The organism is Devosia sp. 63-57 (genome assembly GCF_001899045.1).
GTDB classification, from domain to species: Bacteria; Pseudomonadota; Alphaproteobacteria; order Rhizobiales; family Devosiaceae; genus Devosia; species Devosia equisanguinis.
This window is the reverse complement of record NZ_MKUY01000005.1, coordinates 504,776-530,546: the sequence shown is the minus strand read 5'-3', so window position 1 is coordinate 530,546 and position 25,771 is coordinate 504,776. Positions and strand designations below refer to the sequence as shown.

The 25,771-nt window shown below is 63.8% G+C and carries 21 protein-coding genes; 8 read left to right on the top strand and 13 right to left on the bottom strand.

Annotation, left to right across the window (positions count from 1 at the left end):
* Nucleotides 1-153 precede the first annotated feature (153 nt).
* The 11 genes from recF to mutM all read right to left on the bottom strand — a co-directional run bounded on the left by recF (nt 154) and on the right by mutM (nt 17,338).
* Nucleotides 154-1,272: a DNA replication/repair protein RecF gene (gene recF / locus BGO80_RS10900; protein WP_126149014.1), complete on the bottom strand. Its 1,119-nt coding sequence runs from the start codon at nt 1,270-1,272 to the stop codon at nt 154-156.
* Nucleotides 1,273-1,485: 213 nt separating this feature from the next.
* Nucleotides 1,486-2,610 carry a DNA polymerase III subunit beta gene (gene dnaN / locus BGO80_RS10895; RefSeq protein WP_126149013.1) on the bottom strand — a complete coding sequence of 375 codons (1,125 nt, stop codon included), beginning with the start codon at nt 2,608-2,610 and terminating at the stop codon, nt 1,486-1,488.
* A 163-nt stretch (nt 2,611-2,773) separates the two neighbouring features.
* Entirely contained in the window at nt 2,774-4,045 is a 1,272-nt protein-coding gene (locus BGO80_RS10890) for an O-acetylhomoserine aminocarboxypropyltransferase/cysteine synthase family protein (RefSeq protein ID WP_126149012.1), read from the bottom strand.
* 390 nt (nt 4,046-4,435) lie between these two features.
* Nucleotides 4,436-4,909 (bottom strand): universal stress protein, encoded by a 474-nt coding sequence (locus tag BGO80_RS10885; RefSeq protein WP_126149011.1) that lies wholly within the window; start codon nt 4,907-4,909, stop codon nt 4,436-4,438.
* 17 nt (nt 4,910-4,926) lie between these two features.
* Entirely contained in the window at nt 4,927-5,970 is a 1,044-nt protein-coding gene (trpS, locus tag BGO80_RS10880) for a tryptophan--tRNA ligase (RefSeq protein ID WP_126149010.1), read from the bottom strand.
* Nucleotides 5,971-6,038: 68 nt separating this feature from the next.
* Nucleotides 6,039-7,601 carry a murein biosynthesis integral membrane protein MurJ gene (murJ, locus tag BGO80_RS10875; protein WP_286721449.1) on the bottom strand — a complete coding sequence of 521 codons (1,563 nt, stop codon included), beginning with the start codon at nt 7,599-7,601 and terminating at the stop codon, nt 6,039-6,041.
* A gap of 132 nt (nt 7,602-7,733) precedes the next feature.
* Nucleotides 7,734-10,529 (bottom strand): [protein-PII] uridylyltransferase, encoded by a 2,796-nt coding sequence (locus BGO80_RS10870; protein ID WP_286721447.1) that lies wholly within the window; start codon nt 10,527-10,529, stop codon nt 7,734-7,736.
* Nucleotides 10,510-13,251, bottom strand: coding sequence for a DNA mismatch repair protein MutS (gene mutS / locus BGO80_RS10865; RefSeq protein ID WP_353744205.1), 2,742 nt, complete (start codon nt 13,249-13,251; stop codon nt 10,510-10,512). The genes BGO80_RS10870 and mutS overlap by 20 nt, the downstream gene beginning before the upstream one ends.
* Before the next feature lie 274 nt (nt 13,252-13,525).
* A complete protein-coding gene (gene dnaA / locus BGO80_RS10860; protein WP_286721445.1) occupies nt 13,526-15,001 on the bottom strand; it encodes a chromosomal replication initiator protein DnaA in 1,476 nt (491 codons plus the stop codon).
* A gap of 899 nt (nt 15,002-15,900) precedes the next feature.
* A complete protein-coding gene (gene rpsT / locus BGO80_RS10855; RefSeq protein WP_126149006.1) occupies nt 15,901-16,164 on the bottom strand; it encodes a 30S ribosomal protein S20 in 264 nt (87 codons plus the stop codon).
* A 289-nt stretch (nt 16,165-16,453) separates the two neighbouring features.
* A complete protein-coding gene (gene mutM, locus BGO80_RS10850; protein ID WP_286721443.1) occupies nt 16,454-17,338 on the bottom strand; it encodes a bifunctional DNA-formamidopyrimidine glycosylase/DNA-(apurinic or apyrimidinic site) lyase in 885 nt (294 codons plus the stop codon).
* Nucleotides 17,339-17,453: 115 nt separating this feature from the next.
* On the opposite strand from mutM, the gene ubiE reads away from it, so the two are divergent.
* The 6 genes from ubiE to BGO80_RS10820 all read left to right on the top strand — a co-directional run bounded on the left by ubiE (nt 17,454) and on the right by BGO80_RS10820 (nt 22,352).
* A complete protein-coding gene (ubiE, locus tag BGO80_RS10845; RefSeq protein ID WP_286721441.1) occupies nt 17,454-18,218 on the top strand; it encodes a bifunctional demethylmenaquinone methyltransferase/2-methoxy-6-polyprenyl-1,4-benzoquinol methylase UbiE in 765 nt (254 codons plus the stop codon).
* Between the two features lie 3 nt (nt 18,219-18,221).
* A complete protein-coding gene (gene ubiB / locus BGO80_RS10840; protein ID WP_286721439.1) occupies nt 18,222-19,775 on the top strand; it encodes a 2-polyprenylphenol 6-hydroxylase in 1,554 nt (517 codons plus the stop codon).
* Nucleotides 19,776-19,861: 86 nt separating this feature from the next.
* Complete coding sequence (locus BGO80_RS10835) at nt 19,862-20,461, top strand: hypothetical protein (RefSeq protein WP_286721437.1); 600 nt, start codon at nt 19,862-19,864, stop codon at nt 20,459-20,461.
* The gene (gene dut, locus BGO80_RS10830) at nt 20,458-20,919 is read left to right on the top strand and encodes a dUTP diphosphatase (protein WP_126149001.1); all 462 of its coding nucleotides are present in this window, start codon (nt 20,458-20,460) and stop codon (nt 20,917-20,919) included. The genes BGO80_RS10835 and dut overlap by 4 nt, the downstream gene beginning before the upstream one ends.
* Complete coding sequence (locus BGO80_RS10825) at nt 20,891-21,631, top strand: DUF2259 domain-containing protein (protein ID WP_286721434.1); 741 nt, start codon at nt 20,891-20,893, stop codon at nt 21,629-21,631. Before dut ends, BGO80_RS10825 begins: the two co-directional genes overlap by 29 nt.
* Complete coding sequence (locus BGO80_RS10820; RefSeq protein ID WP_286721432.1) at nt 21,621-22,352, top strand: HesA/MoeB/ThiF family protein; 732 nt, start codon at nt 21,621-21,623, stop codon at nt 22,350-22,352. Before BGO80_RS10825 ends, BGO80_RS10820 begins: the two co-directional genes overlap by 11 nt.
* A gap of 6 nt (nt 22,353-22,358) precedes the next feature.
* On the opposite strand, the gene fabB is transcribed toward BGO80_RS10820, so the two are convergent.
* Complete coding sequence (fabB, locus tag BGO80_RS10815; RefSeq protein ID WP_286721430.1) at nt 22,359-23,585, bottom strand: beta-ketoacyl-ACP synthase I; 1,227 nt, start codon at nt 23,583-23,585, stop codon at nt 22,359-22,361.
* A gap of 107 nt (nt 23,586-23,692) precedes the next feature.
* Nucleotides 23,693-24,193: a 3-hydroxyacyl-[acyl-carrier-protein] dehydratase FabA gene (fabA, locus tag BGO80_RS10810; protein WP_126149022.1), complete on the bottom strand. Its 501-nt coding sequence runs from the start codon at nt 24,191-24,193 to the stop codon at nt 23,693-23,695.
* 175 nt (nt 24,194-24,368) lie between these two features.
* Between fabA and irrA the strand changes: the two genes are divergently transcribed.
* Together irrA and BGO80_RS10800 are read left to right on the top strand one after the other, a co-directional pair.
* On the top strand, nt 24,369-24,815 hold the full coding sequence (irrA, locus tag BGO80_RS10805) for an iron response transcriptional regulator IrrA (RefSeq protein WP_126148997.1): 447 nt from the start codon (nt 24,369-24,371) through the stop codon (nt 24,813-24,815).
* A 110-nt stretch (nt 24,816-24,925) separates the two neighbouring features.
* Nucleotides 24,926-25,768, top strand: coding sequence for an arylamine N-acetyltransferase family protein (locus BGO80_RS10800; protein WP_286721428.1), 843 nt, complete (start codon nt 24,926-24,928; stop codon nt 25,766-25,768).
* Nucleotides 25,769-25,771: the final 3 nt, after the last annotated feature.

Below are 25,771 nucleotides of genomic sequence, written 5' to 3'. Positions count from 1 at the left end.
GGGCATAAGGAAGGTACAAGCGGCCATTCTTCTCCCTCTCGGAGAAAAGGTGACGCGTAGCGCCGGATGAGGGGGCCCACGTTGGTAGAAAAGCCCTCACCCGTCTCGTCCTTCGGCCGATCCGCCCTCTCCCCGAGGGGGGAGGCATAAGGCTCACGCCGCCGCCAAGCGCCCGTCGCGGACACCGATGCTTTGCGCCCGCTCGCCCAAAGCTTCGAACAGTACCGGGTCGGTGCCGGTGAGGAAACACTGGGTTTCGAGTCCATCGAGCGCCTGGAACAAGGCCCTTCTGCGGTCGGCGTCGAGGTGGGCGGCGATTTCGTCGAGCAGCAGGAACGGCACGATGCCGGTGCGCAGCCGCACGAGGCGGGCATGCGCCAGGATCAGCCCGATCAGCAGCGCCTTCTGCTCGCCGGTCGAACCCAACCCTGCCGGCACGCCCTTTTGGGCATAGACGACATCGAGATCGACGCGGTGTGGTCCTAATGTGGTGCGTCCGGCCGCCCGATCAAGCCCGCGCAGCCCCTGCCAGCGGGTCATCAGCAGGGCCTCGAGCGCCGCCGAAGTGGCCGGCTCCTCGCCTTCGGGCAGAAGCGGGCTCAGCGACAGCCGGGCAGCGGGGAAGCTGCCATCCTCGAGGCTTTCGGCGATCAGGCCCTGCAGGTGGTGCAGACTATCGGTGCGATTGAGATGGATGGCAGCCCCCAGTTCGGCCATCTGCGCCTCGATGGCGGTGAGCCAGCGCGGATCGGCATCTTCGTCGAGCAGCTTGTTGCGCTGGCGCATGGCCTTGTCGAAGTCGCCCACCGCGGCCGAATGGGCGGGGATGAGCGTCGTCACCAACCGATCAAGAAACCGCCTGCGATCGCCGGCAGGGCCGGTAAAGAGTCCATCCATGGATGGGGTCAGCCAGAGCACGCGCAGATAATCGCTCATCGCCTCGATAGAGCGGGCATTGGCGCCATTGATGCGCACCCGCCGCCCGCCATCGGGCAGAGCGCCGGTGCCGATATCGGCCGGCCCGGCATCGGTCTCGATCGTCGCCGCCACCGCCCAGGGCAGGTCCGTGCCCAGCCCCTGCAGGGTCTCGAAACTGGCTCCGCGCAGCCCGCGCCCTGGCGACAGGACCGAAATGGCCTCAAGCAGATTGGTCTTGCCCGAGCCATTGGGCCCGGTCAGTACGACATGGCGAGAATCGAGATCGAGCGCGGCCGAAGCGTAATTGCGAAAGGCGGTGAGGCGCAGGCGAGAGATGTGGCGGATCATGGGCATTAGTCCGCAACCTCGTTCAACTCACTGCTCGTCACCCTCGGGCTCGACCGGAGGGGACTGCACTTTGTCGACATCAGCAGGTGAAGAGCCCTGGGGTCAAGCCCGAGGGTGACGATCGCGTTTGGCGCAGGCATCCCGCCCTGCGAGCATAGCTCTGCGGGCCTAGTCCGCTCAAATCGCTCCACCGGAGCGATTTGCCCTGCGGGACGCGGCCTAGACACGCATCGGCATCAGGACGTAGAGGGCGTTGGCCTCGCTGCCTTCTTCCTTCACCAGGGTCGGCGAATTGGCATCGTTGAACAGGAAGACGGCGCTTTCGGTGCGGATCTGGGTGATGATGTCGAGCAGATAACGGGCGTTGAAGCCGATCTCGAAACCATCGGTCTCGAAATCCACCGCCACTTCCTCGCTGGCCGTGCCATGATCTGGATTGGTCACCGACAATTCCAGCAGGCCATTGGAGGCCGACAGCTTGACCGCCTTGCCGCCGCGATCCGAAGCGATGGTGGAGACGCGATCCACGGCGATGGCGAAGCCGGCCTTGTCGACCAGCATCTGCTTGTCGTTGTTCTTGGGCGTCACCCGGTCATAGTCGGGGAAGGTGCCTTCGATGAGTTTGGAGAGCAGCACGACCGGGCCCACGGTGACGCGGATCTTGGTGTCGGAGACTTCCACATGCACATCGCCATCGACACCATCGAGCAGCTTTTGCACTTCGCCCACGGTCTTTTTCGGCACGATGATGCCGCCCATGCCCTCGGCGCCGGCCGGCGCGGCGATTTCGGCGCGCGCCATGCGGTGGCCGTCGGTGGCCACAGCGCGGAACAGGCTGCCGCTGGCACTGTTCTGAACGGCATGGAAATAGATGCCGTTGAGATAGTAGCGCGTTTCCTCGTTGGAAATGGCGAACTGGGTGCGCTCGATCAGTTCGCGCAGCGAGGCGGCGGCAATGTCGAATTCATGCGCGAAAGCACCCGACTTGAGATCGGGGAAGCTGTCGGGATTGAGGCAGGCGAGGTTGAAGCGCGAGCGGCCGGAGGTGAGAACCATGTTCTCGCCGCCATCGGTTTCGAGCCGCACTTCGGCGCCGTCGGAGAGCTTGCGCACGATTTCATAAAGCGTATGCGCCGGCACCGTGGTGGCGCCGGGGGTCGAGACCATGGCGGGCACGCTCTCGGTCACCTCGATATCGAGGTCGGTGGCGCGCAGCTCCACATGGTCGTCGCTGGCCTTGAACAGCACATTGGCCAGGATCGGGTAGGTGTTGCGGCGCTCGACCACCCGGTGCACATGGCTCAGCGACTTGAGCAGATGATTGCGTTCGAGCGTGACTTTCATGTCTCAACCTACCCCTGGCACTCAATTTCCGTCTGACTAGAGACGGCAAACCCCGGCGAACCGGGGTTTTGTAATCGTGCGATACATTTGCAAGTCGGCGGGCAAAAGGCAAGGGCGGGCGGTCTTTTGTCACGGAAAAGACAGCCCTGCCCCGCTCGCCTTATCAGGCCTTGTCGAGCGCCTGGTCGATGTCGGCGATGATATCGTCGACATTCTCAATGCCCACCGAGATGCGCACCAGATCTTCGGAGACGCCGGCTTTCTTCAGTTCTTCGGGCGAAAGCTGGCGGTGGGTGGTGGAGGCCGGATGGCAGGCCAGCGACTTGGCATCGCCGATATTGACCAGCCGCAGGATCATCTGCAGGCCGTCGATGAAGCGGCCACCGGCGTCCTTGCCGCCCTTGATACCGAAGGAAAGAATGCCCGAGCCGCTGCCCTTGGAAATCTTCCTGGCCACCGCATTATAGGGGCTGTCCTCGAGGCCGGCATAATTGACCCATTCCACCTTGGGATGGCCCTTGAGGTGCTTTGCCACCTTGAGCGCGTTCTCGGCATGGCGCTCGATGCGCAGGCCGAGGGTTTCAAGCCCCTGCAGGATGAGGAAGGCATTGAGCGGGGAGATGGCGGCGCCGGTATTGCGCAGCGGCACGACACGGGCACGACCGATATAGGCCGCCGGGCCCAGCGCCTCGGTATAGACCACGCCATGATAGGACGGATCGGGCTCGTTCAGCACCGGGAAGCGCTTGGCATTGGCCTTCCAGTCGAATTTGCCTGAATCCACGATGATGCCGCCGATGGAGGTGCCGTGGCCGCCGATATATTTGGTCAGCGAATGCACCACGATATCGGCGCCAAAATCGAAGGGGCGGGTGAGATAGGGGGTGGCGACGGTGTTGTCGACGATGACAGGCACGCCATGGCGATGGGCGATTTCGGCGATGCGCTCGATATCGACGACATTGCCGGCGGGATTGCCGATGGATTCAAGGAAAATGGCCTTGGTCCGCTCGTCGATGGCCTTTTCGAAGCCTTCATAATCGTCGTGGCTCACGAGGCGGGTTTCGATGCCTTGGCGCGGGAAGGTGTGGACGAACAGATTATAGGTGCCGCCATAGAGCTGGGAGACCGAGACGATATTGTCGCCGACGCCGGCAATGGTCTGGATGGCATAGGTGATCGCCGCCATGCCCGAGGCCAAAGCCAGGCCGGCAATGCCGCCTTCCATTTCGGCGACGCGCGCTTCGAGCACGGCCGTGGTGGGGTTCATGATGCGGGTATAGATATTGCCCGCGACCTTGAGATCAAAGAGATCAGCGCCGTGCTGGGTGTTGTCGAAGGTATAGGACGTGGTCTGGTAGATCGGCACGGCCGCCGCCTTGGTGGTGGCCTCCGATTCATAGCCGTGATGCAGGGCGATGGATTCAAGCTTCATGAGACGCTCCCTAGGTACTCGCTGGGCGCCACATTCTCCGCTCAACCCGAAAATGACAAGGCGTAGACGAGGCAAGTCGTCCTCTGCCGCGCCCTTGTTTTGGAAGGTTGTTTCCGGGCGTGCCGAAAGCGCGATGGCGCGCTGCACAAATCTGCGCACCGCCAGTCGAGCATAGCTCTCATGGCCTGCGGAGTTGAAATCTCCCCACCGGGGAGATTTTGCCCGGAACGCTTTCGCCACGTCACCATAGGTGCCGTGGCCTGCTGACCTAAAATCTCCCCACCGGGGAGATTTTGAGCGGAACGCTTTTTGCCACGTCACCATAGGTGCCGTGGCCTGCTGACCTAAAATCTCCCCACCGGGGAGATTTTGCCCGCCAAAGCGGGCCGGTCAGCAGATCGCGATGATTTCTTCGTCGCTCATATGGCCGGGCACGATGGTCAGCGGGATCGGCAGGGCATGAGCGCGGTTGGCGAAGTGATTGACCAGGGGGCCCGGCCCTTCGGAGGATTTGGAAGCGGCAAGCACCAGGATGGCGATGTCGTGGTCCTTGCCGATCACTTCCTCGATCTGCTCGGCGCCATTGCCTTCGCGGATGACGGATTCGGAGCGAACCTCGCCGATCTCCTTGATGCGCGCCAGCCGCATGTCGAGATTGCGTTCGGCCTCTTCGACCGCTTCGGCGCGCAGCACGTCTTCGACCCCCAATCCGATGAATTCGGGCGGGGAGACGACGCTCATCAGCACCACGGTTCCGCCGGTGCGCTTGACCCGCCAGGCGGCAAAGGTCAGGGCCCGGTCGCACTCTTCGGTCTCGTCGATGACGACAAGAAACTTGCGCTTGTATTCAACCTGCGAAACCAAGGGCGTCTCCCTGTCTGTTAGCGGACGAAACCGACAATATCGCGCACGCCGGCCATGACCGGCTCCGCAATGGTGCGGGCGCGGGCGGCACCGTCGCGCAGGATATTATCCATTTCACCGCGATCGGACACCAAGCGCTTCATTTCGTCGGCGATGGGGGCCAGGACGGCAACGGAGAGATCGGCCAGCGCCGGCTTGAAGACACCCCAGCCCTGCCCGCCAAATTCGCCCAGCACATCATCGACCGAACGATTGGAGAGCGAGGCGTAGATGCCCACGAGGTTTTCTGCCTCGGCACGACCGGCCAGGCCCGCCGCCTCAGAGGGCAGCGCATCGGCATCGGTGGTGGCGCGCTTGATCTTTTTGGCGATGAGATCAGCATCGTCCATCATGTAGATGGTGGACATGTCCGAGGCGTCGGACTTGCTCATCTTCTTGGAGCCGTCCTTGAGCGATTTGACGCGCATGGCCGGACCGGTCGCCAAGGTCTCGGGGACGGGGAAGAAGTCGCCCTTGCCGCCCAGCGCCTTGATCTGCTTTTTGTAGTCGTGATTGAATTTCTTGGCGATGTCGCGCGTCAGTTCCAGGTGCTGCTTCTGGTCGTCGCCGACCGGCACGGCCGTCGCCTTGTAAAGCAGGATGTCGGCCGCCATCAACGAGGGATAGGCATAAAGCCCGAGCGACACCTGCTCGGAATTCTCGCCCCCTTCGCCGCCGGCCTTGTCCTTGAACTGGGTCATGCGGCTCATCCAGCCCACACGCGCCACGCAATTGAAAATCCAGCCGAGCTCGGCGTGTTCCACCACCTGGCTCTGGTTGAAGATGATCGACTTTCTGGGATCGAGACCAGCCGCGATATAGGCGGCGGCGATTTCATAGGTCCAGCGCTTGAGGTCGACCGGGTCCTGCCAGACGGTGATGGCATGCATGTCGACGACACAATAGAGCGTCTCATGCGTGTCCTGTAGCGGCACGAAGCGGCGAATGGCACCGAGATAATTCCCCAAATGCAGATCGCCCGAGGGTTTGATGCCGGAGAAAACGCGCTGGGTGAAAGTCATGATCGAGCCTAGCAGTTCAAAAATCGCCGTTGGCTGTTACCACGCCGGGCTGGTCGGGAACAATGCGTTTAGCCGCGCCGGCGCAGGCGCCGCAGCAACAGGCCCAGCCTTTGCGTGCCCGAAACATGCACGAGGGTGAAATAGGTGACCACGCCGAAAAGGATCAGCACGCCCAAGACGCTGGCCTGCAGCCAGAACGGGGTGCCACTGGCGAGCAGGTGTTGTCCCCGCGCGGCGAGGAGCCACAGCGCCGCGCCCATGACGAGGCTGATGACGAGGATGGCCAGCTGGCCGCGCCACTGCGCCGGGGTGAGCCGGAAATGGCCGCGCAGGGCCAGCATTCCGGCCAGCATCACCACATTGAGCCAGGCCGAGGCCGAAGTGGCGATGGCGATGCCGACATGGGCGAGGCTGGCGAACAGCCAGAGCGAAATGGCGATATTGGCAACGACGCTGACCCCGGCAAAGATGGTCGGGGTGATGGTATCTTCGCGGGCGAAAAAGCCCGGCTGCAGCACGCGGATGAGCACGAAAGCCGGCAGGCCGGCGGCAAAGGCGATCAGCGCCTGCGCCGTCTGCAACGTGGCCAGGGCATTGAAAGCGCCGCGCTCGAACAGCACCCGCACGATGGGCTCGGCCAATGCCGAAAGCGCGAAGGCGGCCGGCATGGTCAGCAGCATGGCGACGAACAGGGCCTGATCCTGGCTCTGGCGCGCCTCGATCTCGCGGCCGCCCTTGAGATGGCGGCTGAGTTCGGGAAGCAACACCGTGCCGATGGCGATGCCGATGATCCCCAGCGGCAATTGATAGAGCCGGTCGGCATAGGAGAGGACGGAGATGGCATTGTCGGCGCCCGAGGCGATGATGGTGCCGACGAAGATATTGATCTGGGTGATGCCGCCGGCCAGGATTGCCGGAATGGCCAGCACCCAGAAGCGCCGCACCTCGGCATCGAGCCGGGGCAAAGCCAGGCGCGGCCGGAAGCCGGCGCGCTCGATCGCCGCCCAGACCAGCACCAATTGGGCGATGCCGCCGCCCATGGTGGCAATAGCGACCCAGATCGTCGCCTCTTCGGGCGCCTGCAGCCAGAAGGTGGCCAGCGGGATCAGCATGGCGATGTTGACGATGTTGAGCAGGACCGGCGCGAAGGCCGCCGCGAAGAACCGGCCCAGCGTGTTGAGGATGGCGCCATAGGCGGCCATCAGCGACATGCAGGCGAGATAGGGGAACATGATCCGCGTCAGCAGCACGGTCAGTTCGAACTTTTCCGGATCGTCGACGAAGCCGGGAACGAAGGCGACCATGATCTGCGGCATGAAGATTTCGACCAGAATGGTCACGACCACCAGCATGGCGACGAGCCAGCTCATGATCCGCGCAGCCAATAGCTTTGCGCCCTCCTCACCATCCCGCTCGAGCGCGCCCGAGAACATCGGCACGAAGGCGGTGTTGAAGGCGCCTTCGGCGAAGAGCCGGCGGAAGAGATTGGGAAAGCGGAAGGCAGCAAAGAAGGCGTCGGCGGCCGGGCCAGTGCCCAGAACCGCCGCCATCAGTGCATCGCGCACGAACCCGGCCAGGCGCGAGACGAGGGTCAGCGCGCCCACGGACACGAAATTACGGAAGAGGCTCATGGCAGAACCCCCACCCGCCCTCCCCCTTTCAGGGGGAGGAGAAGAGACGGTGAAAAGCACAAATCGCTGACCAGACCGGGACAGAGCCCCTCCCCCTCCCAGGGGGAGGTGGGGTGGGGGTGTATATGCCCGCTACCCATTGGCCACACGCTTGACCTCGGGGCGCTCGAAGACGCCCATCAGGGCGTCATGAATTTTCTTTTGCCGCGCCTTGACGTGTATTTTCTGACCGGTGAGGTCGGTGACGTAGAAGACGTCGACGGCCTTTTCGCCATAGGTGCCGATATGGGCGGAGCCGATGGTGAGGTTGAGATCGGCGATCTCGCGGGTCAGGGCGTAGAGCAGGCCGATGCGGTCGAGGCCGGAGACCTCGATGACGGTGAATTTCTCCGAGATGGCATTGCTGACCGAGACCTGTGCCGGCAGGGCAAAGGGTTTGAGACGCTTGTTGTGGCGGCTTTCCTTGCCCAGATCGATCAGCACGGTACGCTTGCCCTGCAGCAATTGCTTGACCGTGTCGATGATGCGGGTGGCGCGAACCTTTTCGTCTTCGTCGCTGGTGAAGGCGCGGCGCAGGCGGAAGGTGTCGATGGCGCGGCCATCGCGGGTGGAGAAAATCTGCGCCCCGATGATGGAGGCGTCCTGCATGGTGCAGGCGCCGGCGATCAGCGACAGCAGGCGCGGATGGTCGGGGACGTAGAAGCTGACCTCGGTAATGCCCTCGAAGGCCTTAATGCGGATCGAGCCGGCAAAGGGCTGCTGGGCCATGTCGGCCTGGCGGATCATGCGGGCGTGCTCGATCTGCAGCTCGGGCTCGGCGCGCAGCCAGTAATGGTCGTAATGGCGGGTCGAATAGGCTTCGATTTCCTCGGGCGGCCAGCTCGAGAGCGCATTGGCGAGGGCATGGCGGGCCTGGTTGACGCGGTCGGTATGGCTGACCTGGCTGTGGCCGCCCGATAGCAGCGGTTCGGTGGCATAGTAGAGCGCGCGCAGGAGCGAGCCCTTCCAGCCGGTCCAGGTACCGGGGCCCACGGCGCGGATATCGCAGGCGGTGAGGATCATCAGCAGGGCCAAGCGCTGCGGCGACTGCACCACATCGGCAAAGGCCTTGGCCGTCTCGGGGTCCTGGATATCGCGCGCCTGGGCGATCTCGCTCATCAGCAGGTGATATTCGATCAGCCAGGCCACGGTGTCGGTTTCGGCGGGGTTGAGGCCGAAGCGGGGGCAGAGTTTCTTGGCGATGCGGGCGCCGGCAATGGAGTGGTCCTCGGGCCGGCCCTTGGCGATATCGTGGAGGAACAGCGCCACATAGAGCAGGCGCGTATCGTTGAGCTGCGGCAGCAGCTCGTGGGTCAGCGGCAGTTCGGTGCGCAACCCGCCATTGGCGATCTCGGCCATGACGCCGACGGCGCGGATCAGATGCTCGTCCACCGTGTAGTGGTGGTACATGTTGAACTGCATCAGGGCGACGATCTTGCCGAAATCGGGCACGAATTTGCCCAGCACGCCGCTCTCGTTCATCTGCCGAAGGATGCGCTCGACATAGAGCGGGCTGGTCAGGATGGTGAGGAAATGCGCATTGGCCTTGGGGTCGGTGCGCAGGCGATTGTCGATGAGGCGCAGGCTGTCGCGGATGACCTTGATGGCGTCGGGATGGAACAAAAGCTCCTCGCGGCCCGCCACCATGAACATCTTGATGAGATTGACCGGCTCTTTTTCGAAGACATCGGGCGTCGCGATATTGAGCCGTCCTGTGTCGACGATGAAATCGGGCTCGCCCTTGATCTTGCTCTTGCCGGATCGGAAGGGCGCGAGCACGCGGCCCACCAGATCCATATCCTTGGCGTGGTGGAATTCGAGGCTGGCGCAGATGATGCGGGTCAGGTCCCCCACATCCTTGGCAACGAGGAAATAGCGCTTCATGAAGCGCTCCACCCCCAGCATGCCCAGGCGCTCGGCATAGCCCATGCGGCGCGCCAGATCGGGCTGCACGTCGAAGGTCAGCTTTTCGTCGGCACGGCCGGTAATGTAATGCAGGTGACAGCGCACTGCCCAGAGAAAGTCCTCGGCGCGCGAGAACAGCCTATATTCGGCCGAGGTCAGCACGCCCTTGCCGACCAGCTCATGGCTGGTCTTGACCTGGTAAAAGTATTTGCCGATCCAGAACAGCGTGTTGAGGTCGCGCAGCCCGCCCTTGCCGTCCTTGATATTGGGCTCCACGACATAGCGTGTATTGCCCATCTGCTTGTGGCGCTCGTCGCGCTCGGCCATTTTGGCGGCGATGAATTCGGGCCCGGTCCTGGGTACGATTTCGGTCTCGAAGCGATGCACGAGATTGTCGAACAGCGCCTTGTCGCCGGTGAGAAATCGCGCCTCGAGCGTGGCGGTGCGGACCGTCATATCGGCGCGGGCCATGCGGATGCATTCGTCCACCGAGCGCACGGCATGGCCGACCTTCTGGCCCAGATCCCAGAGCATATAGAGGATATATTCGGTGACCTGCTCACCCCAGGGGGTCTGCTTGTAGGGCAGGATGAAGAGGAGGTCGATGTCGCTGCCCGGCGCCAGCGTGCCGCGGCCATAGCCGCCGACCGCCGAGAGCGCGATGGCTTCGGCGCCGGAGGGATTGTCGACCGGATAGACGCGGGTGGTGGCAAAGCGATGCACCGCGGTGATGATTTCGTCCTGCGCATTGGACAGGTTCTGCGCGCAGCGCGTGCCCTTATTGGTGGCCAGGAGTTCGGCCTCGGCGCTCTTGCGCGCATCGGCCAGGGTCTGGCGAATATGGGCGAGCACGGCGGCGCGGGCGACAGGAGACTTGGCCGGCTCGGCGCCGACAAGCGCATCGAGCTCGACCAGGATGGTCTCTGCGGTCTTGAGCGCGAACTGCGGCTTTTTGGGCCGGGCCTCAGTTTCGGCGAGCGTCATCGCGGATTTTCTTCAACTCGTAGAGCGCTTCAATGGCTTGCCGCGGCGTCAATTCGTCGGGGCGGACGGTATCGAGCGCTTCGTGAACAGGATCCTTGCCCTTTGGAGCCGGGGCTGGCTGATGTGCAAAGAGCGGCAAATCGTCTAGCACGCTGGCCTTCTGCTTGGAAGACGCCGTGCCGGCCGAGCGCTGTTCGAGAATGTCGAGCACCTGTCGGGCCCGGGCCAGCACCGGATCGGGCAGGCCGGCGAGCCGCGCCACCTGGATGCCATAGGAGCGGTCGGCGGCGCCGGGCCCCACTTCATGCAGGAACACCACCTCGCCCTCCCATTCGCGCACCTTCATGGTGACATTGGCGACCCGGCCCAGCGTCTTGGCCAGACTGGTCAACTCATGGAAATGGGTGGCGAAGAGCGCCCGGCAGCCGGTGCTTTCATGCAGCGCCTCGACGGTGGCCCAGGCGATCGAGAGGCCGTCGAAAGTGGCGGTGCCACGGCCGATCTCGTCCAGCACTACCAGCGAGTGCCGAGTGGCGCGATTGAGGATCGCAGCGGTCTCGACCATTTCGACCATGAAGGTGGAGCGGCCATGGGCGATGTCGTCGCTGGCCCCGACGCGCGAAAACAGGCGATCAACGACGCCGATATGGGCGCTGTCGGCGGGCACATAGCAGCCCATCTGCGCCAGGATGGCGATCAGGGCATTCTGGCGCAGGAAGGTGGATTTACCACCCATATTGGGGCCGGTGACCAGCCACAGCCCGCCGCCGCCGATCTCCTCGCTGCCCGAAAGATCGGCGTCATTGGCGACAAAGCTCTGGCCTTCGGCCTTGACCATCAATTCCACAACCGGATGACGCCCGCCCGAAATGGCGAAAGCAAGGCTGGCATCGACCTGTGGCCGGCAATAGCCGCGCAGGGCGGACACTTCGGCGAGAGCAGCGGTGACGTCGAGCTCGGCAAGGGCATCGGCGAGGCCCTGGAGGGCCGCCGTATCGGCCAGCACCGCCTCGCGCAGCCGCGCGAAGATGGCGAGCTCGATCTCGAGCGCGGCGCCCTGCGCCTTGGCGATGCGGCCCTCGAGCTCTGCCAGTTCGGTGGTGGTGAACCGCATGACATTGGCGAGCGTCTGGCGGTGGATGAAGATTTCGCGGTGCGGGGCTTCGAGAAGCCGCGTACCATGATTGGCCGGCACCTCGACGAAATAGCCCAGCACCCCATTATGCTTGATCTTGAGCGAGCGGACATCGGTTTCGTCCATCAGCCGCGCCTGGAGGGCAGCGACGACGGCGCGCGTCTGGCTGCCCAGCGCCCGCTCTTCATCGAGCTTGTGGTCAAAACCCCCGCGCACGAAACCGCCGTCGCGGCTCAACAAGGGCAGCTCGTCATCGAGGGCGGCGGCCAGTTCTGCGGAAAGATCGCGCGGGGCGGCGCCAAGCGTGGTGGCAAGGCGCGACAGGATGGGCGAGAGATCGGGTTGCGCGGCAAGGTGCTGGGCGAGATTGAGCGCCGCACCGATGGCCTTCCCGATGGCGGCGAGGTCACGCGGGCCGCCGCGTTCGAGCGCGAGGCGCGACAGGGCGCGGGAGAGATCGGGGGCAGCTTTGAGGTCCTGCCGTAGCCGCGCCCGCAACAGCGTATCCTCGACCAGCCGGCTCACTGCATCGAGCCTGTTATTAATGGCATCTGCATCGCGCAGCGGCGCGGCAAGGCGCGTGGCCAGGAGACGAGCGCCCGGGGCGGTTACGGTGAGATCGATGGACTGGCGCAGCGAGCCCTTGGCCTGGCCGCGCTGGGTCTGGAGAATTTCAAGGCTCTGCCGGGTCGCCGCGTCGATGGCCATCACCTTGTCCGAGGCATCCAGAACTGGCGGTCGCAGCGGCGCGTGGCGCCCTTTCTGGCTTTCCCCCACATATCCCACCAGGGCCCCAAGGGCAGCGCGAGCAGCACGCGACAAAATGGTGGGGTCGAAACGCTCGGACGGAAAGCTGCGGCGCAGCAGCGGCAGCGCCACTTCGCTGTCGGCCAGTTCCGCGCCAATGATGGAGGCGATGCCGGCCCAGGCGGGGGCAAACAGGTGCCGCTCGCCGAGGGCCTGCCGGGTGGCGTCGGTGAGGATCAATTCGGCCGGCGCGATGCGCGCCATTTCGTCGGCCAGCGCCTCGGCCGTGAGGTCGGCGACAAAGGTTTCGCCGGTGGAGATATCGGCCCAGGCCAGGGCAAAATCGGTGTCGCCATGGCGCACCATGGCGAGGGCGGCGAGATAATTGGCCGAGCGGGCGTCGAGGTGGTCGTCCTCGGTCAGCGTGCCGGGGGTGACCAGCCGCACCACATCGCGCCGCACCACCGACTTGGACCCGCGCTTCTTGGCTTCGGCAGGGTCTTCCATCTGCTCGCAGATGGCGACGCGATGGCCCAGGCGGATCAGCTTGTTGAGATAATCATTGGCGGCATGGATGGGCACGCCGCACATGCCGATATCTTCGCCCAGATGCTTGCCGCGCTTGGTGAGCACGATGCCCAGCGCCGCCGAAGCGATTTCGGCGTCCTCGAAGAACAGCTCGTAGAAATCGCCCATGCGGTAGAACAGGAGATAGCCGGGATTGACCGCCTTGATCTCGAAATATTGCGCCATCATCGGGGTGAGGGCGGCAGCAGCCGGGCCAGTCTCGGCCTCGAATGGGGTCTGGTCCATGGTCGGGTCGGTCAGGGGCTCATCCAAAGCCCAGACCTTAGGCAATTCCCCCGGCCATGCCAACCGGGGCGTCAGGCTTTGCACCAAACTATCCCATGGTGGGTCTGGGGCTATCGCACAGGGGGCGAGCGTCCTGACACCCCCACCCGGCCTCCCCCTGAAGAAGGGGAGGGGTTGCATCGCGCTTGGGGATGGGACGGGGCTGACGCTGTCAGTTAGCCCTTCGAGCGCAGCTCTCCGGGCGCAGTCAGCTCAAATCGGTCCAGCGGACCGATTTGACCGCGCGCAGCGCCGCGGCTGACTACTCTTCCAGCATGCGCTTCAAGAGTTCTATTTCCTGGCCGAGTTCGAGATCGTCCTTGATCATCTGTTCGACCTTGCGCACCGAGTGCAGCACGGTGGTGTGGTCGCGGCCGCCGAAGCGCCGGCCGATTTCGGGCAGCGAGCGGCTGGTCAGCGCCTTGGCCAGATACATGGCGATCTGGCGAGGACGCACCACGTCGCGGCTGCGGCGGGCCGAGAGCAGCTCGTTGCGCGGCACCTTGTAGTGGCGCGAAACGATCTTGAGAATGTCCTCGATGCGGACGCGCTTGGCGTCGCGGGCCCGGATCAGATCGGCAAGGGTCTTTTCGGCCAGCGGCACGGTGATGAGTTCACCGGTGAGCTGATTGGCGGCCACCAGCCGATTGACGGCGCCGTCGAGATCGCGGCCATGGCTGACCACCGCACGGGCGACATAGTCGAGCACAGCCGGCGGAAAATGCATGCCGAAGCGGGCAGTGGCCTGTTCGGAGCGGCGCTGCACGATGGCGCGGCGCAGATCGATGTCGAAGGTCGAGATCGGCACGACCAGACCACCCGAAAGGCGCGAGCGCACGCGTTCATCGAGCATTTCGAGATCGCGGGGCGGCGCATCGGCGGCAACCACCACCTGCTTGGCACCGGTCAGCAGGGTGCCCAGCGTATGGCCGAATTCGGTGGCGGACTTGCCCTGAAGGAATTGCATGTCGTCGATCAGCAAGAGGTCGACGCGGCGGAGCCATTCCTTGAAGCCGAGCGCGGACTGGCGCTGCACGGCGGTGATGAAATGGTACATGAAGTGGTCGGCCGTCAGATAGACGATGTTCTTGGTCGGGTCGGCTTCGGCGACGGCATGGGCGATGGCGTTGAGCAGGTGCGATTTGCCCAGGCCGACGGTGGAATGCATGTAGACCGGATTGAAGGTCACCGCATTGTTGATGGCGGCGCTGGCAATCTGCTTGGCGACGCCGAAGGCCATTTCATTGGCGGAGCCGGCAACGAAGCTGTCAAAGGTCATACGCGGGTCGATGGCGCTGCCCGAGAGTGCATCGCCGGCCTTGGCGCTGTCCCGCACGAGGCGCGGCGTGGCCTGAACCATCGCGCTGCTGGCGGGGGAGGCTGCAGCGGGTGTGGCAGCGATTTCGGTGGGCGCGGACGTCTCGCTCGCTGCTTCCGCGGCGGGGGCAAGGCGCGGGCGGGCCTGGCCGTTGACGCGCAGGGTCACCTGCAGACGGGCGGCTTCGGGCACGTCGTGGCGGAAGGCCTCGACGATGCGGTCGGCATAGTTGGACTGAACCCAGGAACAGAGGAAGCGCGTGGGTGCGGACAGATGCACCATGTCATCGACCAGCTCTTCCAACTCCAGCCGGGCGAACCAGGAGGCAAACACGTCCTCGCCGACAGCGGTCTTGAGGCGGGCACGAACGCGCTTCCACAGTTCGCGCTGCGCTTCGAGAGAACTATCGGGACTTGCCATGACAGGAGTGCCACCTTTGCTGGTGAGTTGGAGGGAGGAAGGATCGGCCGAAGCCCAGTCGTCCCGTCCCGCAATCGCCTGTCGCGTCATTATGTCATGCCCCATTATCTGCATCGCACCGCGCGGTCCGCATAACCGCCGGCTGTCTATTATCGTTGTCCGCCCCGGGCTGGACCCCAGGCATAGCTTCGCCATTGCGCCCGCAAAAAACGGGCACGATTGTTCGTTCGGCGGTTGGCCGCCGTTTTCAGAAATGACCTGTTCGATGAACCCGACCAGACCTGGTCGGCGGTCTACCGCACGTGGCCAGCCCCGACTGGACTGGCAGCAAAAAATGCAGCCAAAACAATCATAACTGGCAGAACTCCATCCGACTGAATGCCGAAAATTTGCCCCAAACCATGAGCGTCCTAAGAAACTCACCGCCCGGTTCCACCCCATTTTTCGGGGCCGTTTTCCGTGCCGGCAGAAGTACATTAGAGGGTGGATTTTGGACCCGCAACACGTGAATCGATGAAATAGGGGCTTGACTCCCGGACCACCAATTCTGAGGTGCAACCCCCTTTAAACCCACCTTCCACAAGAGCCTGTGACTCAACGCAGATTCCAACACTTAGCGGCTGCGGGCATGGTGAAAAAAATATTTCGATCCCGCAGATTCTCTATCGCCACATGGCGGGGGCACAACTGGCCCACCAATGGTTAATCCTTTGATTACAAAAGAAAAAATCTTGGTGCGACGCCATGTATCAGGCCCGGACCCTACGTCATCGAACCGACATGTGACGTTATGATGGCGAAAAACCTTGCCCGAAGACGGGCAATAAAAATGGGCCCCTTTCGGAGCCCATTTTAGTGTCGTCGCGTCAGCCTCTTGTGGGCGCCGCGACCCCTGCCGATCAGGCCAGCGCCTTGACGCGGCTATTGAGACGACTGACCTTGCGGGAAGCAAGGTTGGTATGGACAATGCCCTTGCCGGCTGCGCGGTGGATTTCCGGCTCGGCAGCCTTGAGCGCAGCGAAAGCAGCGGCGTGATCGCCGGAGGTGATCGCTTCCTCGACCTTGCGGATAAAGGTGCGCACGCGGCTACGGCGCGACTTGTTGATCGCGGTGCGGGCAGCGATCTTGCGGGTCGCCTTCTTTGCTGACGGCGTATTGGCCATTTCGGTCCTCTTAGCGTCCAGCCGAACGATTGCCCCATCTGGGAGACAGGCGTCCGGGATGAAATGAAATCGGCGGCAAACGACAGCCGCCAAGTTGCGGGGTCTATAGGGGATAGGCGGGGAGGCGTCAACTGGATTCGGGATCGGCCTTGTGGTTAGCGCTCCGACCCGCCGTCCCCATCGCGCGCCACCCTCGGGCTTGACCCGAGGGGCCTTTGTTCAGCGTCCTTGCCGCAAGTGTAACGCCCTCGGGTCAAGCCCGAGGGTGACGATCGAAGCGGAGGATGGCTCAGGGTGCCTTCTGGCAGACCGGGCAGTAAAAGGTGGAACGGCCCGATTGCACGATGCGCTTGACGGTGCCGGTGCAGAGCGGGGTGGGGCAGGGATCGCCCTCACGGTCATAGACGGCGAAATTGTGCTGGAAGTAGCCGGCGCCCTCGACGCTGCGGAAGTCGCGAATAGTCGAGCCGCCCACCTCGATGGCGGCGACAAGCACTTCGCGCACCGCAAAGGCTAGGTCTTCGAGGGCCGCCTTGGGCTTGCCATCGGCCCGCACCAGGGTGCGCGCCTCGATATCGGGACGGATATGGGCCCGGTGCAGCGCCTCGGCCACATAGATATTGCCCAGCCCGGCGACCACGCGCTGGTCGAGCAGCGCTGCCTTGATCGGCGCCTTCTTGCCCCGGAACGCCTCGGCCATGCCTTCGGCGCTGAAGTCATTGCCCAGCGGCTCGGGCCCCAGCCCCTTGAGATAGGGACTGTCGTTCACATCCTCGTAAAGGTCGATGAAGCCGAAGCGGCGGGGATCGGCATAGATCAGGTGGCTCGCCCCATGGCTGGGATGGGACAGAGCCCAGATCATATGGTCGTGCTTGGGCTCGGTGCCGGGCTCGTAATAGCGCGGGGGCTTGTCGATGCCGTGCTCGGCAAAACGCCAGGAGCCGGTCATGCCCAGATGGCTGAGCAGGGTCTTGCCATTCGACAGGCTGAGCAGGAGATATTTGGCGCGTCGTCCCACCTTTTCGACGCGCTGGCCTTCCAGCGCAGTCTTGAGCCCGTCCGGAAAAGGAAAGCGCAGATCCTTGCGGTTGAGGGTGACGCTTTGAATGGTGGCGCCGGTCAGCCAGGGTTCCAAGCCGCGCCGGACAGTTTCGACCTCGGGCAATTCTGGCATGACAAAACTCCTTCACCCTGCGCGCCTTTGCGCATAGGCAATGGGCGAGGGCTTATGTATTGGTCAATACACCGTATCGACACCATTCCATACAGACCGTATCGAGGTCCTTGCCATGACCCAGTCCCAAGAAACCACCCATTTCGGCGAGCAGACCGTCGCTCTCGAAGACAAGCAGGGCCTGGTCAACAAGGTGTTCCACGACGTGGCCGACCGCTACGACCTGATGAACGACCTGATGAGCGGGGGCGTGCACCGGCTGTGGAAGGACGCCATGGTGTCCGAGCTGGCCCCGCCGCGCGCCGGCACACGGCCCTATCGGGTGCTCGACATGGCCGGTGGCACCGGCGATATCGGCGAGCGTATCGTCAACGCCTCGATGGGCTATGCGGAAGTGGTTGTTGCCGACATCAATGCCGACATGCTGCGCGTCGGCGCCGAGCGCGCCCGGAGCTGGCGCTATCCCGGCCAGGTCAGCTTTCTCGAGGCCAATGCCGAGGAGCTGCCCTTCGAGAGCAATAGTTTCGACGCCTATACGATCGCCTTCGGCATCCGCAATGTGCCGCGCATCCAGAAGGCGCTGGACGAGGCGCATCGCGTGCTCAAGCGCGGGGGTCGCATCCTGGTGCTGGAATTCTCGCAGGTGGACGTGCCGGGCCTCGAGGCCTTCTACAAGCTCTATTCCGACCGGGTCATTCCGCCTCTGGGGCGGGTGGTGACCGGCGATGCGCAGCCCTATCAATATTTCATCGAATCGATCCGCAAATTCCCCGATCCGGCACTGTTCGGCTCCATGCTGGCCAAGGCCGGGTTCAAGCGGGTCAAGCACACCAGCTATACCGGCAATATCGCCACGCTGTTTTCGGGTTGGAAGATTTAGCCCATGGGTCTGGGTTCCACTTTCCGCCTGATCCATGCTGGTTGGGTACTGGCGCGCGAAGGCGCCTTTTCGATCCTTCCCGTCGCCTCGCTGCCGCCGATGATGAAGCTGGGCGTGCGCATGGCGCGGCTGGTCGAACGGCCCGCCGTGCGCAAGACCGGTAGCGTCGAGCGGCTCAATACTGCCTTGCACCGGCTGGGCCCGAGTTTCGTCAAGTTCGGCCAGACCCTGGCCACCCGCCCCGATATTGTCGGCGCCCAGGCGGCGGCGGACCTTTCGGGCCTGCAGGACCGCATGCCGCCCTTCGACGCGGCACTGGTGCCAGCCATTCTGAGCGAGGCGCTGGGCGAAAAGGCCGCTGCTCTCACCGAGGTCAGCCCGCCCGTCGCTGCCGCGTCCATCGCCCAGGTGCACAAGGCCAAGCTGCGCCAGCCCGGCGAGGCGCCCAAGGTGGTTGCCGTCAAGATCCTGCGGCCGGGCGTGTCCGAGCGCTTCCATGCCGATACCCAGGCGCTTTATGCCGGAGCGCGGCTGGCAGAAACCTTCTCCTCCGCCAGCCGGCGGCTGCGGCCCACCGAAGTGGTCAAGACGCTGGATCATTCCATGCGGCTCGAGCTCGATCTGCGCCTTGAGGCGGCGGCGATCTCGGAAATGGCCGAAAACATCAAGGATGACGAAGGCTTCGTCATCCCGACGGTGCAGTGGGACCAGGTGGCGCAGAATGTGCTTACCACCACCTGGGTGGACGGCATTCCCATCCGCGACCATGCCGCCATCGATGCGGCGGGGATCGACCGCAAGGCGCTGGCCGCCAAGGTGCTGCAGGGCTTTTTGCGCCATGCCATCCGCGACGGCTTCTTCCATGCCGACATGCATCCGGGCAATCTCTTCGCCGATCCTCGCACCGGCGACGTGGTGGCCGTCGATTTCGGCATTATGGGCCGTATCGCCAAGCCGGAACGGCGTTTCCTCGCCGATATTCTTTATGGCTTCATCACCCGTGATTATCGCCTGGTTGCCCAGCGCCACTTCGATATCGGCTATGTGCCACCGCATCAGTCGGTCGAGGATTTCGCGCTGGCCATCCGCTCCATCGGCGAACCGCTGCATGGCCGCACCGCCGACAATATCTCCATGGCCAAGGTGCTGGGCCAGCTCTTCACCATTACCGACCTTTTCGACATGCAGACGCGGCCCGAACTGGTGCTGTTGCAGAAATCCATGGTGCTGGTGGAAGGGGTGGCGCGCACGCTCGATCCCGAGCTCGATATCTGGACCGTGGCGGAGCCGGTGGTGGGCGATTGGCTGCGGCGCGAAGAGGGCCCGCTTGGTCGCATCGAGGATTTGGGGCAGCATCTGCGCCGCGCCGCCGAGGCAGCGGGTCGCATTCCCAATCTGATCGCCCAGGCCGAACTTGCCCTGTCCGAGCATCGCGCCGCCCTGGCCCGCCCGAGGGACAGGCTCCTTCGCCTCGCCATCCTCGCCACGCTGGGCATGGGCTTTGTCGCCTTTGCCGCCGTCGCATTCATGGCGCTGCGCTTCGCCGGCCAGGCCTGACCCATAATCCCGGCTTGCCCAAGGGGCGCCCGGCTTCATAGAGTGCCGCTGATGCCGGCCCGCAATCGTTTCGAGAAAGTCAGTTCATGAGCCTCAATCTCTTCGGCAAGCTCGCCTCTGTGGCGGCCATTGCGCTTGGAGTCAGCGCCTGCGTCGACGTCAATATCGACGTGGCGGTGACCAGCACCACCACGGCCCGCGCCACCATGACCCAGGTGATGACCGCCGACCTCTACGCCATGGTGAAGATGGGCGAAGAGAGCGGCGAGAGCAGCGAGGCCGGCTTCTGCGACGAGGGCACGCTGACCGAGAATGCCGATGGCACCGCCACCTGCACCATGGTCGAGGAAGGCCCCTTTGACAGCCTCGATATGGGCTCGGGCGAAAGCGGGATGAGCTTTACCGATATCGGCAATGGCCTGGTGCGCGTTGCCCTGCCGACCGTTGCAATGAAGAAGGAACTGGGCGCCGACGAGGAAATGGACGAAGAGACCAAGCAGATGGTGCTGGCCTTCTTCGAGGGCCATTCGATCACCCTGACCATTTCGGGCGCCGAAGTCACCGATACCAATATGACCCGCGCCGCCGACGGCAAGAGCGCCAGCCAGGTCATTCCCATGCTCGACCTGATCAATGGCACGGTCGACCTGCCCGACGAGCTGTTCGCGGTGGTGCGCGCGCCGTGAGCATTGGCGTCTCCATAAAGCTGCAATGGCAGGCCCATGGCGTGGGCCTGCCTCTTCCGGCACTGCAGTCGGCGCTGGCGGCGGGAGCCGATCTCTGCGCCGCCCTGGCTGCGGATGCACCGCTCGAACTCTTGCCCGGCAAGCGGGCGCTGGTGCCCTGCGGCTTCGCCATGGCGCTGCCGGAGGGTTTCGAGGCACAGGTGCGGCCGCGCTCGGGCCTTGCCGCCAAGCATGGCATCACGGTGCTCAATTCCCCCGGCACCATCGATGCGGACTATCGCGGCGAGGTAAAGGTGATCCTCGTCAATCTGGGGGAAGAGCCCTTCGTCATCAGACGCGGCGAGCGCATTGCGCAAATGGTGGTGGCGCCGGTGGTGCGGCCGGTTTTCGAGGTGAGCGATGAACTGGAAGAGACGCAAAGAGGCGAAGGTGGCTTCGGCTCGACGGGAAAGGCCTGAAACGGCGCTTGCGGCGCTGGTGCTGCTGGCGGCTCTGACGGCGCCAGCCCTGGCCGGCGACCGGGCGCTGATCGACCTGATCGGCTTTTCTCCGGATGCGCGCTATTTCGCCTTCGAGGAATTCGGCATCCAGGATGGCTCGGGCTTTGCCTATTCGAGCATCTACCTTCTCGACCTCACCAATGACAGCTGGGTGGTCGGTACACCGATTCGGGCCCAGGCGGCCGATGAGGAGCGGGGCCTCGCCGATACCCGCGCCGAGGCCGGTCGCAATGCCGCCGCGCATTTGCGCGATTTCGACATTTCCGTGCCGGTCGATGTCGCCACCATGCTCGGCGATGGGACGCCCGAAATCGATGGCAAGACGCTGAGCTTCGGCGTGCCGGGATATGCGCCCGGCCAGGTGATGGACAAGCATCACCTGCAATTGCGCAGCTTTGAAACCGGCGCCGCCAATCCCTGCAGTGAATGGTTCGACAGCGCCCCGCTCGGCTTCGAGCTGGTGCTGTCCGACGCAGAGACCGACAGGGTCATCTATCGCGACGGCACCCTGCCCCGCTCGCGCGCCTGCCCCACCGATTATCGTCTCTATGCGGTGGCGCTACCGTTCATGAGCCAGGACATTGCGAGCGGCGTTGCCATTGTCTCCTATTATCCCCAAGGATTCGAAGGGCCGGACCGGCGCTTCCTGGCGGTGCCTCTTGCCCATTGAACCGACGCTTTCACCCGAGGAAACCCGCCGCTATGCCCGCCATCTCGTGCTCAAGGGCATGGGCGGGGCCGGCCAGCAAAGGCTCAGGGCGGCGCGCGTGCTGGTGGTGGGTGCCGGGGGCCTGGGCAGCCCCGCCATCGCCTATCTAGCTGGGGCCGGGGTCGGCAGGCTGGGCGTGGTGGATCACGACACGGTATCGGTGACCAATCTGCAGCGCCAGATCGTCCACACCACGCATAGCGTCGGCCAGCTCAAGACCAAAAGCGCCGAAGCCTTCGTGACGGCGCTCAATCCACATGTGGACCTGGTGCGCATCGATACGGCTCTGACATCAGACAATGCCGCAGCTGTGCTCGTCGACTACGACGTCGTGCTCGACGGCACCGATAATCTCGTGACCCGGCGGCTGGTGGCAGCCGAAGCCGCTGCGCGCCGGATACCGCTGGTTTCAGGAGCCGTGTCGATGTTTTCAGGTCAGGTGACGGTAATCGCGCCGCATCTGGGCGGGCCGGACCACGGAGCGCTTTTTGCCGAGGCGGCAAGCGATGACAACCTGCCCTCCTGCGAAGCCAATGGCATATTGGGGCCAGTCACCGGCATTATCGGCACGTTGATGGCCATGGAGGCCATCAAGCTCATCACTGGCATGGGTCGGCCGCTGATCGGGCGACTGCTGATCTATGACGCCCGCGACGCAAGTTTCACCGAACTGGCATACTGATCGGCCTCACGCGTCCGGGTGCTTGAACACCAGGGCCGCATTGGTGCCACCGAAGCCGAAGGAATTGGACAGCACATAGGCCAGATCCACATCGTCGCGGCGCTGCCTGAGGATCGGCATGTCCTCGAAGGCCGGATCGAGCACTTCGATATTGGCGCTTTCAGCGATGAAGCGATGCTTCATCATCAGGATCGAGAAGATCGATTCATGCACGCCCGTTGCGCCCTGGCTGTGGCCGGTCAGTGACTTGGTGGCCGAAATGGGCGGGCACTTGTCCTCATTGCCGAAGACGGCGCGCAGGGCCTCGATCTCCTTGAGATCGCCGACCGGGGTCGAGGTGGCGTGCGGATTGATGTAGTCGATCGGGCCCTTCACATTGGCCAGCGCCATGCGCATGCAGCGCTCCGCACCTTCGCCCGAGGGAGCGACCATGTCGACGCCGTCCGAGGTGGCGCCATAGCCCACCACTTCGGCCCAGATCTTGGCGCCGCGCGCCTTGGCATGCTCGAGCTCTTCGAGCACCAGGACGCCCGCGCCGCCGGCGATGACGAAGCCGTCGCGATTGGCGTCGTAGCAGCGGCTGGCCTTTTCAGGGGTGGCGTTGAAGTCCGAGCTCATGGCGCCCATGGCGTCGAACAGGTCCGACAGCGTCCAGTCGAGGTCTTCGTGGCCGCCGGCAAAGACGATGTTCTGCTTGCCCAGCATGATCTGCTCATAGGCATTGCCGATGCAATGCTTGGAGGTGGCACAGGCAGCGGTGATCGAATAGTTGATGCCCTTGATGCCGAACGAGGTCGCCAGCGTTGCCGAGGCGGTCGAGCCCATCGCCTTGGGCACGGCAAGCGGCCCGATGCGCTTGGGGCTGGTATTCTTGCGGGTGGTGTCGGCGGCTTCGACGATGGTGCGGGTCGAAGCGCCGCCCGAGCCCATGACGATACCGGTCATGGGATGGGAAATGAGGCTTTCGTCGAGCCCTGCATCTGAAATCGCCTGCTGCATGGCCAGGTAATTCCAGGCGGCGCCCTTGCCCATGAAGCGGGTCACACGGCGGTCGAGCATTTCGAACGGATCGAGCTGCGGATCGCCCTTGACCTGGCTGCGGAAGCCCAGCTCGGCATAGTCCGGCGCGGCGATGATTCCGGGCCTGGCCAGCCGCAGGCTTTCGGTGACCGCATCCAGCGAATTGCCGATCGATGAAATGATGCCCATGCCGGTTACGACAACTCGTCTCATTTCGTCCTCGCCTGATCGATGTGCTTTGGCGTCATGGGGCCGACGCTTACCTTTCTTCTGGTGGCCGTTACGGCCGGGCGCTTGGGCGCCTTCACCCTCATTGGGCTTTAGGTGAACAGCCCGACCCGCAGGTCCTTGGCCTCATATATAGTCTTGCCATCGGCCTTTACCCAGCCATCGGCCAGACCCAAGGTCAGACGCGAGCGCATGACGCGCTTGAGGTCGATGCCATATTCCACGAGCTTGACGTCGTCGGTCACCTGGCCGGTGAACTTGATCTCCCCGCCCAAGGCGCGGCCCTTGCCGGGCTGGCCGATCCAGGAGAGGAAGAAGCCGGTCATCTGCCAGATGGCGTCCAGCCCCAGGCAGCCGGGCATGACCGGGTCGCCGATGAAGTGGCATTTGAAGAACCACAGGTCCGGATTGACGTCGAGTTCGGCACGGACATAGCCCTTGTCGAAGGCACCGCCGGTTTCCTGGATATCGGTGATGCGGTCGAACATCAGCATCGGGGGGGCTGGCAGGCGGGCATCGCCCTGGCCCGGCAACTCGCCGCGGCCATGCGCCAACAGCTCTTCATATCCAAATGCGTTCTGCCGCTCGGCCATGGACAAACCCCGTTTCACCTCAAGCCTCGTCTCGTATAGACCCCTATGGGGAGGGTCAAGCCGGGCGAAAGGCTGAGCCGGGGCCCGGCGGGCGGTGCCGACTTGTTTCATGGGCCCATCGCCCCTATAACAAAGGCTGGAAATCTGGACCTTTATGACGAGTATCTCAGGCCCAATGACTGAACGCCTTGCCGCTGCCCGGCCCCATCCGTCCCGCAAACCCTGCCTGACGGCCGTCTTGCGCATGGCCGGTCTTCGTCCCACCCGTCAGCGCGTGGCGCTGGCCGAACTCTTGTTCGGCGGGCCGCATCGCCATGTCAGCGCCGAGCAGCTGCATGGCGAAGCCGGTACGGCCAATGTCAATGTGTCCCTGGCCACCATCTACAATACGCTGCACCAGTTCCATGAAGCTGGGCTGTTGCGCGAAGTCGCCATCGACGCCTCGCGGTCCTATTTCGACACCGATACGTCCGATCACCACCATTTCTACGTGGAAGACGAGCAGCGGATGATCGATATTCCCGCCGACGCGGTGGAGTTCAAATCCCTGCCCAAAGCCCCGGCCGGCATGGAAGTTGCCCATGTCGACGTGGTGATCCGGGTGCGCAAGGCGCCGGTCTGAGCCGGCGCTGTCAAGCGTCCCCGACCGGTTTCTGAGCTTGCGGGCGTGGTGACAAAGGTGCCGGGCTTGGCCATAGTGGCCGCCGGTTCAAACAGCAAAAAAGGTGGTGGATGTCCGAAAAGGTCAATCTGAACGCCTATTTCGAGCGAATCGGCTTTGCCGGTTCCATTGCCCCCACTCTGGCGACGTTGGAATTGCTGCACGCGCTGCATCCCGCCGTCATCCCCTTCGAAAACCTCAATTCGCTGATCGGCGAGCCGGTGCTGCTCGACCAGCCGAGCCTCGAGCGCAAGCTTTTGGCGGACAAGCGCGGCGGCTATTGTTTCGAGCATAACCTATTGTTCATGCGCATTTTGCGCGATCTCGACTATACGGTGCGCCCGCTCTTGGCGCGTGGTCTGTGGACCAATCCCGATAACCAGGAATTGAGCCATCTGGTGCTCCTGGTCGAAATCAATGGGCAGAATTACCTGGCTGATGTCGGCCATGGCGGGCTGACGCTGACCACGCCGCTGCGGCTGCGCGCCGATGTCGAGCAGACCACTCCGCACGAAACCTTCCGCCTGGTGGGTGGCGCGCCAGAATGGACGCTCGAGGTGCGGATCGGCGAGAATTGGCTTCCGGTCTATGCCTTTACGCTCGATGCCGTCGATGACGCTGCCATTTCAGCGCTCAACCAGACCATGGCGACATCCGAGACTTCGCCCATGGTCAGCGGGCTCAGGGTGGCGCTGTCGCCGTCCGGCCGCAGGGTCAAGCTGCTCAATACCAGCTTCACCATCCAGCCGGTCGAGGGGGAAAAGGAACAGCGCGAGATCACCAGCATGGAGAGCCTGCGCTCGGTTTTGACCGAGGCGTTCGGGCTGGTCCTGCCGGCCGATGAGCGCCTCGAGCCGGCTCTGGCGCGGCTTTTTCCGCTGCCGCCGGACCTCCCCGACGAGCTGCCGGCCTGATCC